Annotated in this window: 13 protein-coding genes; 11 read left to right on the forward strand and 2 right to left on the reverse strand. The window is 67.3% G+C overall.

Annotation, left to right across the window (positions count from 1 at the left end):
• Positions 1 to 24 precede the first annotated feature (24 nt).
• Together D1J51_RS10855 and D1J51_RS10860 are read left to right on the forward strand one after the other, a co-directional pair.
• Positions 25 to 594, forward strand: coding sequence for a VOC family protein (locus D1J51_RS10855; RefSeq protein ID WP_119075223.1), 570 nt, complete (start codon positions 25 to 27; stop codon positions 592 to 594).
• The gene (locus tag D1J51_RS10860) at positions 594 to 1,595 is read left to right on the forward strand and encodes a Gfo/Idh/MocA family protein (protein WP_119075224.1); all 1,002 of its coding nucleotides are present in this window, start codon (positions 594 to 596) and stop codon (positions 1,593 to 1,595) included. Before D1J51_RS10855 ends, D1J51_RS10860 begins: the two co-directional genes overlap by 1 nt.
• Positions 1,596 to 1,658: 63 nt before the next feature.
• Here the strand turns inward: D1J51_RS10860 and D1J51_RS17945 are convergent, their stop codons facing one another.
• Entirely contained in the window at positions 1,659 to 1,814 is a 156-nt protein-coding gene (locus D1J51_RS17945; protein ID WP_162903782.1) for a hypothetical protein, read from the reverse strand.
• Positions 1,815 to 1,950: 136 nt separating this feature from the next.
• Positions 1,951 to 3,135 carry a Gfo/Idh/MocA family protein gene (locus tag D1J51_RS10865; protein WP_119075225.1) on the reverse strand — a complete coding sequence of 395 codons (1,185 nt, stop codon included), beginning with the start codon at positions 3,133 to 3,135 and terminating at the stop codon, positions 1,951 to 1,953.
• Between the two features lie 236 nt (positions 3,136 to 3,371).
• Here D1J51_RS10865 and D1J51_RS10870 point away from each other — a divergent pair, with 236 nt between their 5' ends.
• The 9 genes from D1J51_RS10870 to rpsD all read left to right on the forward strand — a co-directional run bounded on the left by D1J51_RS10870 (position 3,372) and on the right by rpsD (position 15,615).
• A complete protein-coding gene (locus D1J51_RS10870; protein WP_119075226.1) occupies positions 3,372 to 4,133 on the forward strand; it encodes an SDR family NAD(P)-dependent oxidoreductase in 762 nt (253 codons plus the stop codon).
• A gap of 100 nt (positions 4,134 to 4,233) precedes the next feature.
• On the forward strand, positions 4,234 to 5,994 hold the full coding sequence (locus D1J51_RS10875) for an IlvD/Edd family dehydratase (RefSeq protein WP_119075227.1): 1,761 nt from the start codon (positions 4,234 to 4,236) through the stop codon (positions 5,992 to 5,994).
• On the forward strand, positions 5,991 to 6,998 hold the full coding sequence (locus tag D1J51_RS10880) for a D-2-hydroxyacid dehydrogenase (protein ID WP_240423169.1): 1,008 nt from the start codon (positions 5,991 to 5,993) through the stop codon (positions 6,996 to 6,998). Before D1J51_RS10875 ends, D1J51_RS10880 begins: the two co-directional genes overlap by 4 nt.
• A 120-nt stretch (positions 6,999 to 7,118) precedes the next feature.
• Entirely contained in the window at positions 7,119 to 8,579 is a 1,461-nt protein-coding gene (locus tag D1J51_RS10885; protein ID WP_240423171.1) for an APC family permease, read from the forward strand.
• 281 nt (positions 8,580 to 8,860) lie between these two features.
• On the forward strand, positions 8,861 to 9,751 hold the full coding sequence (locus D1J51_RS10890) for an ATP-binding cassette domain-containing protein (RefSeq protein WP_119075228.1): 891 nt from the start codon (positions 8,861 to 8,863) through the stop codon (positions 9,749 to 9,751).
• Positions 9,748 to 10,740 carry an ABC transporter permease gene (locus D1J51_RS10895; protein WP_240423173.1) on the forward strand — a complete coding sequence of 331 codons (993 nt, stop codon included), beginning with the start codon at positions 9,748 to 9,750 and terminating at the stop codon, positions 10,738 to 10,740. The genes D1J51_RS10890 and D1J51_RS10895 overlap by 4 nt, the downstream gene beginning before the upstream one ends.
• Positions 10,741 to 10,805: 65 nt before the next feature.
• Positions 10,806 to 11,774 (forward strand): sugar ABC transporter substrate-binding protein, encoded by a 969-nt coding sequence (locus tag D1J51_RS10900; RefSeq protein WP_119075229.1) that lies wholly within the window; start codon positions 10,806 to 10,808, stop codon positions 11,772 to 11,774.
• A gap of 41 nt (positions 11,775 to 11,815) precedes the next feature.
• Positions 11,816 to 14,773, forward strand: coding sequence for an FAD-binding and (Fe-S)-binding domain-containing protein (locus tag D1J51_RS10905; protein WP_119075230.1), 2,958 nt, complete (start codon positions 11,816 to 11,818; stop codon positions 14,771 to 14,773).
• Positions 14,774 to 14,985: 212 nt separating this feature from the next.
• The gene (gene rpsD / locus D1J51_RS10910; RefSeq protein ID WP_119075231.1) at positions 14,986 to 15,615 is read left to right on the forward strand and encodes a 30S ribosomal protein S4; all 630 of its coding nucleotides are present in this window, start codon (positions 14,986 to 14,988) and stop codon (positions 15,613 to 15,615) included.
• Positions 15,616 to 15,744: the final 129 nt, after the last annotated feature.

A 15,744-nucleotide genomic window follows, 5' to 3' on the forward strand; every position in this document is an offset into this window, starting at 1 on the left:
CTACCACGAACTGGGTTCCATCACATGCCGATTCGAGTAGACCGTTCGGCGGAGCGCGGCCGCCTGGCCCTGGACCACGTGGGGCTCTCGGTGCCCGATCTCGAGGAGGCGGTCGCCTTCTTCGTCGAGGTGTTCGACTGCGAGCACGTCTTCACCGCCGGCCCCTACGAGAACTCCGGCTGGGTGTGGCCGGGTGAGCCGGAGCCCGAGGTGCTGACTCTGCGTCTTGCGGTGCTGCGGCAGGGCGACACGCTCAACATCGAGCTGCTGGAGTACACCGACCGTACGCGCGAGCAGCCCGACCGCGCACCGCGGCCCGCGGATCCCGGCGGACACCATCTGGCGTTCTACGTCGAGGACATCCACGGTTTCGAGCGGCGATTGCGCGCACGCGACGACGTGAGGTTCATGAACGCCACCGAGACCGAAGAGGGCGGTCCGATCGACGGGACGGAGTGGTGCTACTTCCTCACGCCGTGGGGCCTCACCATCGAGCTCATCAGGTGGGAGCCCGGGCTCCCGTACGAGTCGACGACGCGCAGCCGCATGGTTCCGGCTCCCTGGCGGACGATGCTCACCGAGGAGGATGAATGATGGTTCAGCAGAACGTGCGATTCGGGCTCATCGGCACAGGGCGCATCGGCCAGGTGCACGCCGCGAACATCGCAGCCGACCCTGATTCGGAGCTGACGATGGTGGCCGACCCCTTCGTAGCGGGTGCCGAGGCCTTGGCGGAGCGATTCGGAGGGATCGCGACGGACTCGCCCGAGGAGCTGATTGCCGCCGGCAGGATCGATGCCGTGCTCGTGGCATCCCCGACTCCCACCCACGTCGAACTCACCGAGGCCTGCGTGGATGCGGGACTTCCCGTGCTCTGCGAGAAGCCCATCGACCTCGACATCACGCGCGTTGACGCACTCCGCTCGAAGGTCGAGGCGAGCGGCGTGCCGGTCGCGCTGGGATTCAACCAGCGGTTCGACCCCGGGTTCGCGGAGGCCCGTTCCCGCATGCGCTCCGGCGAGATCGGAGAGCTGGAGCAGCTCGCGATCGTCAGTCGAGACCCGGGCCCGCCGCCGGCGGAGTACCTCGGCGTCTCGGGCGGCATCTTCCGCGACATGACGATCCACGATTTCGACATGGCACGCTTCTTCGCGGGGGACATCGTCGAGGTCAGCGCGATCGGAGCGCAGCTCTTCGATGCCGGGGCCCGGGAGCGCGGCGATTTCGACACGGTCGTGGCGACCCTGCGATCTGCAGCCGGGGCGATCGTCACCATCACGAACTCGAGGCACAGCGCCATCGGCTACGACCAGCGGCTCGAGGCGTTCGGAGCGAAGGGGATGCTGCAGGTGGGCAACACGCCCACCAGCCTGGTGAGCTCGTTCTCCTCCTCGGCCGTGGAGGCGAAGCCGCCCTATCTGGTGCCGTTCATCGCTCGATACGCCCAGGCCTACGCGCTGGAACTCGCGGAGTTCCTGCGGCTCGTGCGCGGCGAACCGTCGGCGAGCCCGGGTTTCGAGGACGGGCGCGCGGCGCTGCTCATCGCCGACGCGGCGCAGCGCTCTGCAGAGGCGGGTGTGGTCGTCAAACTGTGAGGCCGTCGCCGGTGACGCCATCGCGGCCCGTGAGCTCTGCGCGGGCACGGGCCGCGACCGCGGTTACCGGCGATAGAGTCCCGGCCGGCCGGGCAGCGACACGGCTACGGCTTTCCCGGTGCGCAGCGCCTCGTGCAACGCGTCGGTCGTCGCGGCGGCCGCGAGTCCGTCCCACGACGAGGGCCCGTCGGCGTCGAGACCCCTCGCCAGCCGGGCCACCCGCTCCTGCAGTTCATGTGCGCGAGCAGACCCGGAAGTTGCCGCGCGGAGGGACGGGATTGCGGTAGCGCTCTCCGCGCTGAACGAGTGAGGCCGGAATCCTCTCGGGCTCCGGCCTCACTCGTCCTCCTGCGTACTACGCGTCGTAGGTGGTGATCCCCGTCACCTCGGGCACGTCGGTCCAGGCGCCGGACTCGGAGCTGCGCAGCGCGGCGTCGACCACCTCGGAGGCGGCCCAGCCGTCCGCCGCCGAGGGCGCGAGCTGCCGGCCCTCGGCCACGGAGCGCAGGAACAACGCGGCCTCGACGATCTTGAGGTCGTTGAAGCCGATGCCGGCTCCCGCGTTGGGCTGAAATCGACCGAACTCGCCGGCGGACGCGTCGGTCATGATGCGCCGGTAGCCCCTCGGATCGTCGGCAAGGTGGAATTCGTTCATGTGCTCGAAGTCCCAGCGCAGCGAGCCGTCGGTTCCGTACACCTCGACGGTGTACTCGGTGTGCGGTCCGATGGCGACGCGGGTCGACTCGAAGACGCCGACGGCGCCGCTGTCGAAGCGGGCGAGCAGCGCAGTGTAGTCCTCGTTCTCGACGGCTTGGAGCGTTGACGAAGCCTCGCCCCTGTCGAAGCTGTTGGCCGAGTTTCCGGCGGGGAGCGAGCGCTCCGGGATGAACGTCTCGGTGAGTGAGCTCACCGATGCGATCCTGCCGACGAGGAACTGCGCGAGGTCGAATCCGTGCGAGAGCACGTCGCCGAGCACGCCGGAACCGGCCCTCGCCTGCTCGTAGCGCCACGTGAACACGCCACCCGGGTCGGAGGCGTAGTCGGCCATCATGCGGATCTGCACGTTGGTGATGCGGCCGAGCCGCCCGGAGCGGATGATGCGACGGGCCTCGGCCAGGGCGGGCGCGTGGCGGTAGTTGAAACCGACCCCGGTGGTGAGTCCGGCGCTGGCCGCTCCCTCGGCGATCTCGCGCGACTCGCCTGCGCTGCGACCCATCGGCTTCTCGATCCAGAAGTGCTTGCCGGCCGCGATGGTGTCGAGCGCGATCCGATGGTGGAGGAAGTTCGGGGCGCAGATCGACACCACGTCGACATCGGGGTGCGAGAGCAGTTCGCGGTAGTCGGCGGTGGTCTCGCGATATCCCAGGGCCCGGTTCGCGTGGTCGCGGCCGCCCTCGTCGGGATCGGCGGCGATCACGAGCTCGGGATGCTTCGGCAGCTCCGGGAAGAACTGGCGGGTGGCGAGGTACGCGCGCGAGTGCAGGCGCCCCATCCAGCCGACCGAGATCAGACCGACGCCCAGGGAGTTCTGGCTGTTCAAGGATGGCTCCTTCGTGTCATGAACGGCGATGTCCGCCACGGTGCTCGCCGCGCGAGCGATGCGGTTCCGTCGAGAGTACAAGGCGCGCCTCGCCGGCGGGTGTCCCGAAGTGGGGCAGCGCACCAGTGCCGCCCCGCTGCCGGGTGTGTCACATCGGCACATGCGGCGCGTGGATTGCGCTGCTCTACTGGAACGCAGGAATCGGCATCGCTGAGCACGAGGGAGTCCTGGCACCGATGAACGTACGCATTGATCGCAACGGTCCACGGCGGGTGCTCATCACGGGCGCGACCTCCGGGGTGGGGGAGGCCACCGCAAGGCTCTTCGCGGATGAGATCGCCGAGGTCGCTCTGCTCGCCAGACGCGGAGACGAGTTGCGGCGCGTTGCCGATGAGCTCGGCGGATCCTCGCACGTGTTCGTCGCCGATGTCGCCGATCCGGCGTCGGTGAGGTCGGCGGTGCGCGAGGCCATCGATGCGCTCGGGGGCCTCGACGTCGCGGTCAACGCCGCGGGCCTCGCCGGTTACGCCGCGCTCGAGGAGCTGGACGACGATATCTGGCGCCGCGTGATCGACACCAACCTGTCGGGCACGTTCACTGTGTCGCGCGAGGCGGGTCTCCACATGCGAGCCGCGGGTGGCGGCTCCATTGTGAACGTTGCATCCGATCTTGCGGGCATGGGCGTGGCCGGTCTCGCGCACTACTGCGCTTCGAAGGCGGGAGTGCTCGGACTCACTCGGGCGCTCGCATTGGAACTCGCGCCCAGGGTCAGGGTCAATGCCGTCTGCCCCGGACCGATCGACACGCGCATGATGCGCGTCGGGCTCGAGCAGGAGGCCGACCCCGAGACCGCGCTGCGCGAGAAGGAGGCCACCGTGCCGCTGCAACGGCTCGCTCACCCGGCCGAGGTGGCCCGTGCGATCCGGTTCCTCGCGGTGGAGGGCACCTTCGCCACCGGAACCAGCATGGCCTTCGACGGCGGGACTTCGGCCGCGTGATCCGGCCGGCCGTGCCGGAACGCCCCTCCCCGAGGAGGTACGCGTCACACCAACTTCCACCAGAGCAATCGACTAAGTGAGTTAAGGAGTGTCCAGGACAATGCAGAAGCCGGATACCAGTCATCTCCGCAGCGCGCAGTGGTTCGGTCCGAACGACCTGACCGGGTTCGTGCACCGCACTGCGATCCAGGCCGAGGGCATCTCGGGCTTCGCGATCAAGGACCGGCCCGTGATCGGGATCGCGAACTCCTGGTCGGAGCTCGTGAACTGCAACATCCACTTCAAGCTGCTCGCCGATGCGGTGAAGCGCGGCGTGCTGCTGGCCGGTGGTCTGCCGCTCGAGTTCCCCACGATCTCGCTCGGCGAGAGCCTTATGAAGCCCTCGGCCATGCAGTTCAGGAACCTCATGGCGATGGACGTCGAGGAGTCCATCCGTGCCTACCCGCTGGACGCCATCGTGCTCCTCGGCGGCTGCGACAAGACGGTCCCCGCTCAGCTCATGGGAGCCGCGAGCGCCGACGTGCCCACGATCATGCTGACCGGCGGCCCGCAGGAGCCCGCCTACTTCCGCGGCAAGCAGCTGGGTGTCGGCACCGACACCTGGAAGTATGCCGACGAGCTGCGCGCCGGCAAGATGACCCAGGCCGATTTCGACGAGCTGGAGGCCAACGCCAAGCCCACCGCCGGGCACTGCAGCGAGATGGGCACCGCCTCGACGATGACCTCGTTGGTCGAGGCGCTGGGGATGTGCCTGCCCGGCACGGCCTCGATCCCCGCCGTCCACGCCCGCCGCGCCTCGGCCGCCGAGGCCACGGGGCGTCGCGCCGTCGAGATGGCGCTCGCGGATGGGCCGAGGCCCAGCGAGGTGCTCACTCGGGAGGCCTTCGACAACGCGATCACGCTGCTCGTCGCCTCCGGCGGATCGACGAACGCCGTGGTGCATCTGCTGGCGCTCGCGCGGCGCGTGGGCATCGATCTGCAGCTCGACCGCTTCCACGAGATCTCGGAGCGCACGCCGCGCATCGTGAACGTGCGACCTTCGGGGGAGTACCTGGTGCAGGAGCTCTTCCGCGCCGGCGGAGTGCCGACGGTGCTCAAAGAACTCGATCCGCTGCTGCATGCCGACGCGATCACGGTCAGCGGCGAGCCGCTGCAGCACGGCTACGCGTCGGCTCCGGCGCCCGATGGAGTCGTGGTCAGCCGCCTCGACGATCCCTTCGACGCCGCGGGTGGCATCGCGGTGGTGCGCGGTACACTCGCGCCGCGCGGGGCGGTGATCAAGCGCAGCGCCGCCTCGTCGGAGCTCCTGCAGCATCGAGGCCGGGCGATCGTCTTCGACGGTATCTTCGACCTCGGCCGGCGCATCGACGATCCCGATCTGGACGTGACCGAGGACTCGGTGCTGGTGCTGCGCAATTGCGGCCCGGTCGGGGCGCCCGGCATGCCGGAGTGGGGGATGCTACCGATCCCGGAGAAGCTGCTGCGGCGCGGCATCAGGGACGTCGTGCGCATCTCCGACGCGCGGATGAGCGGCACCGCCTTCGGTACCACCGTGCTGCACGTCGCGCCCGAGGCCGCCGTGGGCGGCCCGCTCTCGATCGTGCAGGATGGCGACCCCATCGTGCTCGACGTCAAGAACCAGCGACTGGACCTCGACATCCCTGCCGAGGAGATCGAGCGCCGCCTCGCCGAGGTGCAGCTCCCCGAACCGCGGTACCGGCGGGGGTACGGGCGACTGTTCATCGACCATGTGCTGCAGGCCGACGAGGGCTGCGACTTCGACTTCCTGCAGGGGCTGCCCGACGAGGAGCCCCAGCGCATGCCCTATGGCCTCATCAGCGGATGGCAGGGCGGGTGGTGAGCGTGAAGAAGACCGACGAGGAGACCGACATGTCGAAGCCCAAGGTGATCGTGATCGTTCCGGCGGATCGCCCGGTGCCGCCGGTGGAGCGGCTGGCCGACGAGGCGGAGTTCGTGGTGGTGCGCACCGCCCAGGAGTTCCGGGCGGCTCAGGAAGGCGCGGAGATCCTGTTGTCGAACGATTTCAAGACCACCCTGCTGCGCGAGGTGGGCCCGGGCGGCCTGCGCTTCATCCAGACCTCCAGTATCGGCGTGGATCCGTTTCTCACCGCGGAGATCGTGCACAGCGACATCGTGCTCTGCAACACTCGCGGCGTCTGCGAGCGGCCGATCGCCGAGTGGATCCTGGGGGTGATCGTGATGTTCGCGAAGGATCTGCGCCGCACGATCGAGCTGCAGCAGGAGCGCCGATGGCTGCACCGCGAGACCGAGCCGGTGCTCGGGCGCCGGGTGCTGGTCGTGGGGCCGGGGCCGGTGGGCCAGGAGACGGTGCTGCTGCTGCGGGCGGCGGGCATGGAGGTCACCGTCGTCGGCCGCACTGCGCGGGAGGATCGCCGGCTGGGCCCGATCGCCGCGATCTCGGACCTCGACGCTCTGCTGACGGAGGCGGACGACGTGGTGCTCACACTTCCGCTCACCGAGGACACGCGCGGGCTGTTCGATGCGAAACGGATCGCGCGGATGCGAGCGGGGGCTCGGCTCGTCAACGTCGGCCGCGGCGCGGTGATCGTCGAGCAGGATCTTCTCGATGCCGTGGATTCCGGTCACCTCGCCGGTGCGGCCCTCGACGTCTTCGAACAGGAACCGCTGCTGGCGGACAGCCCGCTCTGGAGCCGGAGCAGCATCCTGGTCTCTCCGCACGCGTCGGGCGACCTGGTCGGCTGGCGAGGCCGAGTGGTCGAGCGTTTCGGGGAGAACCTCCGGCGTTGGAAGGCGGGGATGCCCCTGAACGATGTCGTCGATCTCCGGCAGATCGGTGTGACCGCTCCCGCGAACCGCTCGTGAGCGCCCTTCAGAGCTCGGGCCGATCCGTCGACCCGAATGACTCAAGCTGGGACAGCTGTGCTCGACGCACGCTCAGTATCTTGGTTCAGCATTGACCAGATACTCGACGACGGGGACGATATGACGAGCACGGCGAACCGCCCCGGTGATGGCGCGGCAAGGACAGAGGAGCAGCGGCTCCGCGGCAACATGGGAGTGGGCGAGCTCGTGATGAGCGTGCTCGCGTTCTCCTCGCCCCTGACGACGGTGGCGGGCTTCATCCCGGTGCTGCTGATCTTCAGCGGGCGCACCGCGCCGGGCATCTACCTCCTGCTCACGTTGATGCTCCTCATCTTCTCGGTGGGCTTCGTGCGGATGAGCCGCAGCGTCGAGAACCCCGGCGGGTTCTACTCCTTCGTGACGGCGGGCCTCGGCAGGCCGGCCGGTCTCGGCGGGGCGTTCCTGGCGCTCTTTGGTTACCTGTTCATCGGCTTCTTCGCGCCCTCGCTGTTCGCGGTGACGCTGCAGGGATTCGTGGTGAACACGCTGCACGGGCCCGACATCCCGTGGTACTGGTACGCCCTCGGCATCATCACCGTGACGACGGCTCTGGCCTACAACCGCATCGACCTCTCGGCGAAGGTGCTGACCACGGTCATGATCCTCGAGGTGATCGTGGTCGTGATCTTCGACCTGGCCGCCTTCGCCTCCAGCGGCGGCGGGGCCGAACGCAGCATCGGCTTCGCGCTGCCCTGGGTCGCGGACGCCGGCCTCGGCCTGGCGCTGCTGTTCGCGGTCGGCAACTTCTTCGGCTTCGAGGCCACGGTCATCTACCGCGATGAGGTGAGGAACCCGGAGCGCACCATTCCGCGGGCCACCTATCTCGCGGTGATCGGGATCGGCGTCTTCTACGCCGTCGCAGCCTGGGCCTACATCGCCTTCCTCGGCGCGGACGATGCGCAGGGCGCGGCCGAGGCGAACACGGTCAACCTGTTCAACGACGCGGCCACCTCGTTGATCGGCACGATCTTCGCCGATATCGCGGTGGTGCTCCTCATCACCTCGATCCTGGCTTCGATGCTCTCGATCCAGAACATCGCCGCGCGGTACAGCTTCTCGCTGGCTGCTGATCGTGCGCTGCCGGCATTCCTCGGACGCGTGCACTCCCGCCATGGATCACCGCACATCTCGGCGATCAGCATCGGCCTGATCTGGGGTGCGGCCACGGTGATCTTCACGGTGCTCGGGGTGGGACCCGACAGTCTCTACCCGATCGCCAGCGGCAGCGGGAGCTTCGCGATACTGCTGCTGATGTTCATCACGAGCGTCTCCGTGCTCGTCTTCTTCCTGCGGCGACGAGGTTCGGAACCGGCCTCGGTCTGGAAGAGCATCGTCGCCCCGCTCGTCAGCGCCGTATTCCTCGGGATCATCACCGTCCTGGCGATCACCAACTACTCCGCGCTGATCGACGGTTCGACGGTGCTCACGGTCGTGTTCATGACCTTCACCTTCGCGCTGTTCGCGGGCGGCGCCGTCTACGCGCTCGTACTGCGCGCCAAGCGGCCCGAGATCTACGCGAGGCTCGGCCGGCAGAAGGGCTGAGCGCATCGAGCTGAGAGCGCGGGGGCGATCGCCCCCGCGCTCTCAGCGCTGTAACCCCTCCGTTACCTCGAACTGTTCCAATCTGGTACAGCCGATCCGGGTGTCCGTCATTCAGAGTGGTTTCAAGTGGAACCCGCAGCATCGGCTCCCGCTTACCGCTCGGCCCCGGCATACGGGAGCCATGCACGACTCGCCACGACGAGGTGCTCGCTCGGCTTAGCGAGGAACGTGCCGCGTCGCCCATTCCATATGGCCATAGCTCAATCAATGACGAGGATGAGATGACCGAAACACCACCTTCGACCGAACCACTGGTCGAACTCAACAACATCAAGATCACGTTCGGCGCGGTCACCGCTCTCCGTGGCGTCAGCATCGACGTTCAGCCGGGGGAGACCTTCGCCCTGCTCGGAGACAACGCCGCGGGCAAGTCGACGCTGATGAAGGTGCTCACCGGCGTGTACCAGCCGGACTCCGGTTCGATCCGGCTCGACGGCAAGCCGGTCGAATTCCCCACGCCGGCGGTATCCCGCTCAGCCGGCATCGAGATGGTGTACCAGGACTTCGCGCTGGCGGACAACCTCGACGTGCGGACGAACATCTTCCTCGGCCGGGAACCGCAGAAGAACATCCTCGGCCCGTTCGTGCGGATCATCGACCGCAAGAGGATGGAGGCTGAGACCAACAAGGTGCTCGAGCGTCTCGACATCCCGATCAACCCACGACTCAAGGTGAAGCGCCTCTCAGGCGGGCAGCGGCAGGCCGTCGCGATCGGCCGGGCTCTCGCCTTCGACGCGCGGCTCATCGTCATGGACGAGCCGACGGCGAATCTCTCCGTGGCGAAGGTCGACAAGCTGATCGAGGTGACCCAGAAGCTCAAGGATCTGGGAATCGCGGTCATCATCATCACGCACCGTCTCGACGAGGCATTCGCCGTCGCGGATCGCTGCGCGGTGATGCGGCAGGGCGAGGTGGTGGGTCGCTTCCGCATGGACGAGATCACGGAGAGCGAGATCGCGCACCTGATCTCCCAGGGCACCCTGGAGGGCTACTCCGGGACCGCCGCCGCGATCCCCGACGAGCGACGCAAGATCGGCAGCACCACGGCCCCGAAGGCCGTCCCGAATGCGACCGAGGCAATCGGTCAGACGACGAACAGGAGCGAGGCGTGAGCACGAACACCGTCGCAGTCATGCTGCGCAAGGCGAACCCGGGCGAAGGCTCACGATCCACCAGATTCAAGCACTTCATCGGCGACTACGGGATACTGGTGATCTTCGCGCTGGTGCTCGTATTCCTCTCGATCGCCGCACCGAACTTCCTGACCGTCGACAACCTCGTCAATGTCGTGCGGCAGTCCTCGATCATCGGAATCATCGCGCTCGGAATGACGTTCATCATGATCACCGCAGGCATCGATCTGTCGGTGGGATCCGTCGTCGGCCTCGCGGGTATGGTGTTCGCGATTCTGGCCCCCGCGAGCGGCGGCGCGCTCTGGGTCCCGCTGGTCGCGGGGCTCGGGGTGGGCCTGCTCGTCGGCTTCGTGAGCGCCGCGCTCGTGGTGTGGGGGAAGATCCTGCCGTTCCTCGCGACTCTTGCCACGATGGCGATTGCCCGCACTGCTGCCCTCGTGATCACCGACGGCCAGGTGGTCTCCGGGCTCAGCGAGCCGGCCGAGTGGCTCGGTTCCGGTTTCATCGGACCGATCCCCGTTCCGGTGATCATCTTCGTCGTCGCGGCCCTGATCTGCGACTTCGTGCTGAGCCGGACGAAGTTCGGGTCGCACGTCTACGCGGTCGGCGGCAATGAGGAGTCCTCGAAGAAGGTGGGCATTTCGGCGGGTCGCGTGCTCTTCACTGTCTACCTCATCGGAGGAGCTCTCGCCGCGCTCGGCGGACTCGTGCTCACCGCCCGCCTCAACGGTGCGGCGCCCACGGCGGGTCTCACCTACGAGCTGCAGGTGATCGCGGCCGTGGTGATCGGCGGTACCAGCCTCTTCGGCGGCGTCGGGACGATCCGCGGCACCGTGATCGGAGTGCTGCTGCTCGGCGTCGTGATGAACGGTATGAACCTGCTCGGCGTCTCCTCCTACTACCAGCAGGGAGTGCAGGGCCTCATCCTGGCGCTCGCCGTGCTGCTGAACCGCTGGAAGTCGGACTGATCCGCGGCTCCGCGACCGAATGACCGAAACACACTGAATACACGAATGCACTGAAGGGAACCATCATGACAATGCGACGACGCTTTGCCGCCGCGGCCGCACTGATAGCGGCAGGGACACTGACCATCACGGCTTGCGCCGGGGGCAGCTCCGGGCAAGAGGACCCCGGCGCGGAGGAGTCCTACGACATCGGCGTCGTGGTGCTCGACCTGCAGGACCCCGACCTCGCTCGTATGACCGAGGCCATGGAGAAAACAGCCGGGGAAGAGGGAGTCACGCTTCGCGTCACCGACTCCAAGAAGGACGTCGCGTCGGAGCTCAACCAGGTCGAGGACCTGATCACCCGCCAGGTCGACGCCGTGATCCTGCAGCCGCTCGACGGTGAAGCCAGCCAGAACGCGGCCAATCGGGTTATCGACGCGGGCATTCCACTCTTCATATTGTCTACTGAGTTCGCAGAGGGCGCCGACGTGGGATACGAAAGCTACATCGGCGTCGACGACACTCTCGCGGGTGAGATGCAGGCTGAATACCTCAACAAGATCCTCCCCGAAGGCGGTGACATCGTCGTCGCGGCCGGTATCTACGGCGCCTCATGGACTGATCGCCGTTTGTCAGGCTTTAACAGCAAGCTCAACGACAATTTCAACATCGTCGCTGAGTTTCAGGCGAAGGGCAGCCGTGACGAGGCTAAGCGCAACATGGAGGACACCCTCCAGCGCTTCGGCTCCGGTGAGATCGTGGCCTTGGTCGCGAACAACGACGAGATGGCCATCGGTGCCGCATCAGCGATCAGGGATGCCGGACGCACGGACGAGTTCAAAGCGGTTGTTGGAGTCGACGGCACACCACCGGCCGTCGCGGCCATTTTGGCTGGCGACATGACTGCGACCGTTCGTCAAGACTCCGCCGGGCAGGGGGTCGAAGCGGTGAAGGTCGTGCGTTCCTTCCTGCAGGGCGAGTCGGTTAAAGACCGCTATACCCTTCCATTCACGCTTATCACTGAAGAGAACGCTGCCGAGTTCGAGGAGTAGGCGGCTGCAGGCGTCTAAAATTACGACAGGAGAACGGCGGCATGCCGAGTATCGAGGACGGATCCGCTGGCGCAGCTCACCTGCTTGACAGGCTCCGCGAGCGCGGCATCGAGGTGGACGACTCAGCCCGACGGCGGTCCGAGTACTCCTACGACGCATCTAACTACCGCGTCAGGCCTATGGCGGTCGCCTTCCCATCGAGCGTTGAGCAGGTCCGAGAGATCCTGCGGGGCTGCACCGTGTCCGGTGTTCCCGTGACGACCCGCGGCGGCGGAACCTCCATGGCGGGGAACGCGGTGGGAGACGGCGTCGTCGTGGACCTGTCGCGGAGCATGAACTCGATCGGGGAGCTCGACGTCGCCTCTCGAACGATCTGGGTCGATGCCGGTGTCGTACTCGGCGACCTCCGCGCTCGAGTCGAGAAGCTCACCGGTGGAGAGCTGACCTTCGCTCCTGACCCCTCCTCCGTGACCCGCGCTACGATCGGCGGGTCCATCGGCAATGACGCCTGCGGGAACCATTCCGTCGCGTATGGGAGGATGACGCATCATCTTCAGGAGATCGCACTGGTCACGGCGGACGGCGCCTATCTCCTCGCCGGGAGCGGGGGCGTGTGCGCCGTCGATGATCAAGACGACTACTCTGTCTCGCGGGCTGAGCAGCTGAGCACCGAACTGCGGATGCTGGTGCAGAGCAATCTCGCATCGATCCGGATCGAACTGGAGACGATTCCCCGCCAGGTCTCCGGCTACCATCTGGGCCGGCTGCTCCCCGAGCATGGTTTCGACGTCGCACGCGCGCTGGCGGGCAGCGAAGGGACCTGTGCGCTGGTGGTCAGGGCGAAGGTGGGCCTGGTGCCGAAGCCCACTGCTACCGCTCTCCTTTGCCTCGGGTACCGGGACACGGTGGCCTCGGCGCGTGATGTGACGGCCATTCTGGAGAGGAGGCCGAGCGCAATCGAGGGGATCGACCTCTCCGTAGTCGACATCATGCGCCATCGCAGAGGGGCGACGACTGTGGACTCCATCCCGCAGGGTGCGGCCTTCCTGATGGTGGAGTTCTCGGGGGATACCATCGAGCAGGCCGGTGCGGACTGTGAGAGTCTGCTCGAGACGTTGCGCACGGCCGGTCGTGTGGTCGGCCACTCCGTCGTCACCGACCCCCAGGAGTGCGCGAAGCTCTGGCGCGTGCGCGAGGATGGCGCCGGCCTCTCCTCCCGACGGGTTGACGGCGTGCAGACTTGGCCCGGTTGGGAGGATTCGGCGGTGGCGCCTGAGCGGCTCGCTGATTACCTCTCCGAACTGCTGTCGCTGATCGACGCATACGGGTACACGGCATTCATGTACGGCCACTTCGGTGCTGGCTGCATCCACATGCGAGTGGACTACGACCTGCGCAGCCCGTCCGGACAGCGGGCGTTCGAGGACTTCACGCGGGAGGCAGCCGCGCTTGTCGTATCGCACGGCGGCTCGCTCTCCGGCGAGCACGGTGATGGGAGGGCCCGAAGCGAGCTGTTGGACGTGATGTACTCGAGCGAGATGATCGCGCTCTTCCGGGCCTACAAACACGCGTGGGATCCGGAGGGGCTGCTCAACCCCGGAATCATCGTCGACCCGGAACCGTTATCCGAGGCGCTCGCCCTCGACGGTGTGCCGAAGCCGGGTCCGACCCCCGGCACGGAGAGCTACATCGTCGAGACGGTGACGCTCGGGCTCTCGATCTCTTCTGGCTACACGCTTCCGCTGGCCAGTCCGTTCGTCGGCAACGCCCACGCGTGCATCGGCGTGGGAAGGTGTCGAGCGTCGTCGGGCGGGTTCATGTGTCCGAGCTACCGCGCGTCCAGAGACGAGAAGGACTCCACGCGAGGCCGAGCTCGAGTCCTGCAGGAACTCGTCCGCACGAATGGCAACAGCGTGCGCGGCTGGGCGAGCCCAGAGATACGAGACGCGCTCGACCTGTGCCTCTCCTGCAAGGCCTGTTCATCGGATTGCCCGACGGGTGTGGACATCGCCGAAGCCAAGTCGCAACTCGTGGACGAGCACTACCGGGGCCGGATCCGTCCCTTCACCCACTACTCGATCGGGTGGTTGCCTCGTTGGCTTCCGATACTCACGAGGGTCGCGGCGATCGCCAATTTCGGTGCGCGCATTCGAGCCTCCCGGGCTCTTGGCGAGTGGCTGGGCATCAGCGCCAGACGCTGCCTCCCGGCCTTTGCGAGCGCCGGGGAGATTCGCAGGAGGATGGATGAGGCCGGACTCGTAGAGGGAGCCGACGTGCTGCTCTTCGCCGACAGCTTCACCAAGGCATTCAGACCCGAGGTGATTCCGGCCGCGGCCCGGATGCTGCGCGACGCTGATCGCTCAGTCGGGTGCTCCCCCGATGCGTGTTGCGGGCTGACCTGGATCTCAACGGGTCAGCGCGACGGGGCTCGCCGCCGCTTGGAACGGCTGATCCAGCGGTTCGATGATGGGACCGACCGAGACATCGTGGTTCTGGAGCCGAGCTGTGCCGCAACGATCCGCGATGAGGGTCCGAAGCTCGTCGGGGGAGGTGCTTCACAGCGGGTGGCGGATCGTGTGAGATCGTTTGCGGTGGTCGTCGATGAGGCCATAGAGAGGGGCTGGCGCCCGAAGGCGGCCCCGCCTGCCGCTGCAGTGCTGCAGACGCACTGTCACGAGTACGCCGTCTTCGGCTCGGGCGCGCAGAAGCGGGTGCTCCAGGCGTGGGGGGTGTCGGAGGTGGTGGAGTCCTCATCCTGCTGCGGCGTGGCCGGAAACTTCGGTTTCGAGGCGGAGCATTTCGATATGTCGATGAAGGTCGCCGAGCATTCGATAGTGCCCGCATTGGAGGCCGCCGACAGCGCGGCTCTCGTGCTCACAGACGGCTTCAGCTGCACCATGCAGGTGGCTCAGATCGATCCACGGCGTGCGGGCCAGCACCTCGCTATCGCGCTGGACCCGGGGGAGTCTCCCCGAGGTCGACCGAAGGCATCGATGTGATAAACTAATCGCTGGCCAACATCGCTCCTGCCGCAGGCTGCAGGCGGGAAGCGCATGGCAGGCGCCCTGTAGCCGGGTTTCTGCAGTGGTCGTTCCCTCACCGAAGAACGGTGCGCTGCGTCGCGTGCATGACTCGTTCATGCGGGCGCAGCCTGGCCGAGAGAACACGCGGCTCGATCCCGATCCGCAATCAGAAACCCGAAAGGACCCACGTGTCGACCACGTCGCGTACCCGCTCCAAGACCCGCCTGAGCCGCTCGCTCGGGATCGCCCTCACACCGAAGGCCGCGCGCTACCTCGAGAAGCGCCCCTACGGCCCCGGCCAGCACGGCCGCACCAAGCGCAAGAGCGACAGCGACTACGCGGTGCGCCTGCGCGAGAAGCAGCGCCTGCGGGCGCAGTACGGCATCCGCGAGAAGCAGCTGCAGATCGCGTTCAGCGAGGCGCGCCGCCAGGACGGCCTGACCGGTGAGAACCTGGTCGAGCTGCTCGAGATGCGCCTCGACGCGCTCGTGCTGCGCGCCGGCTTCGCCCGCACCACCGCGCAGGCCCGTCAGCTCGTCGTGCACCGCCACATCCTCGTCGACGGCAAGATCGTCGACCGCCCCTCATTCCGCGTGAAGCCGGGCCAGCTCATCCACGTCAAGGAGCGCTCGGAGGGCCTCGAGCCCTTCCAGGTCGCCGCTGCCGGCGGTCACGCCGAGGTGCTGCCGAACGTTCCCGGTTACCTGGAGGTCGAGCTCGACAAGCTCCAGGCCCGCCTGGTCCGTCGTCCGAAGCGCGCCGAGGTCCCCGTGACCTGCGAGGTGCAGCTCGTGGTCGAGTACTACTCGGGCCGCTGAGCGCCCGAGCGCTGCAGAGGGGCGCCGCAATCCGCGCGATCGGGTTGCGGCGCCCCTCTGCGTTCGGGGAGCGCCTGAGAGCCGGTCAGGGGCTACCGCTAAGCTTGGGGGAGGCTTCCCGCGCGGCCC

Source organism: Leucobacter sp. wl10 (assembly GCF_003569785.1).
In the GTDB taxonomy this organism is placed as follows: Bacteria; Actinomycetota; Actinomycetes; order Actinomycetales; family Microbacteriaceae; genus Leucobacter.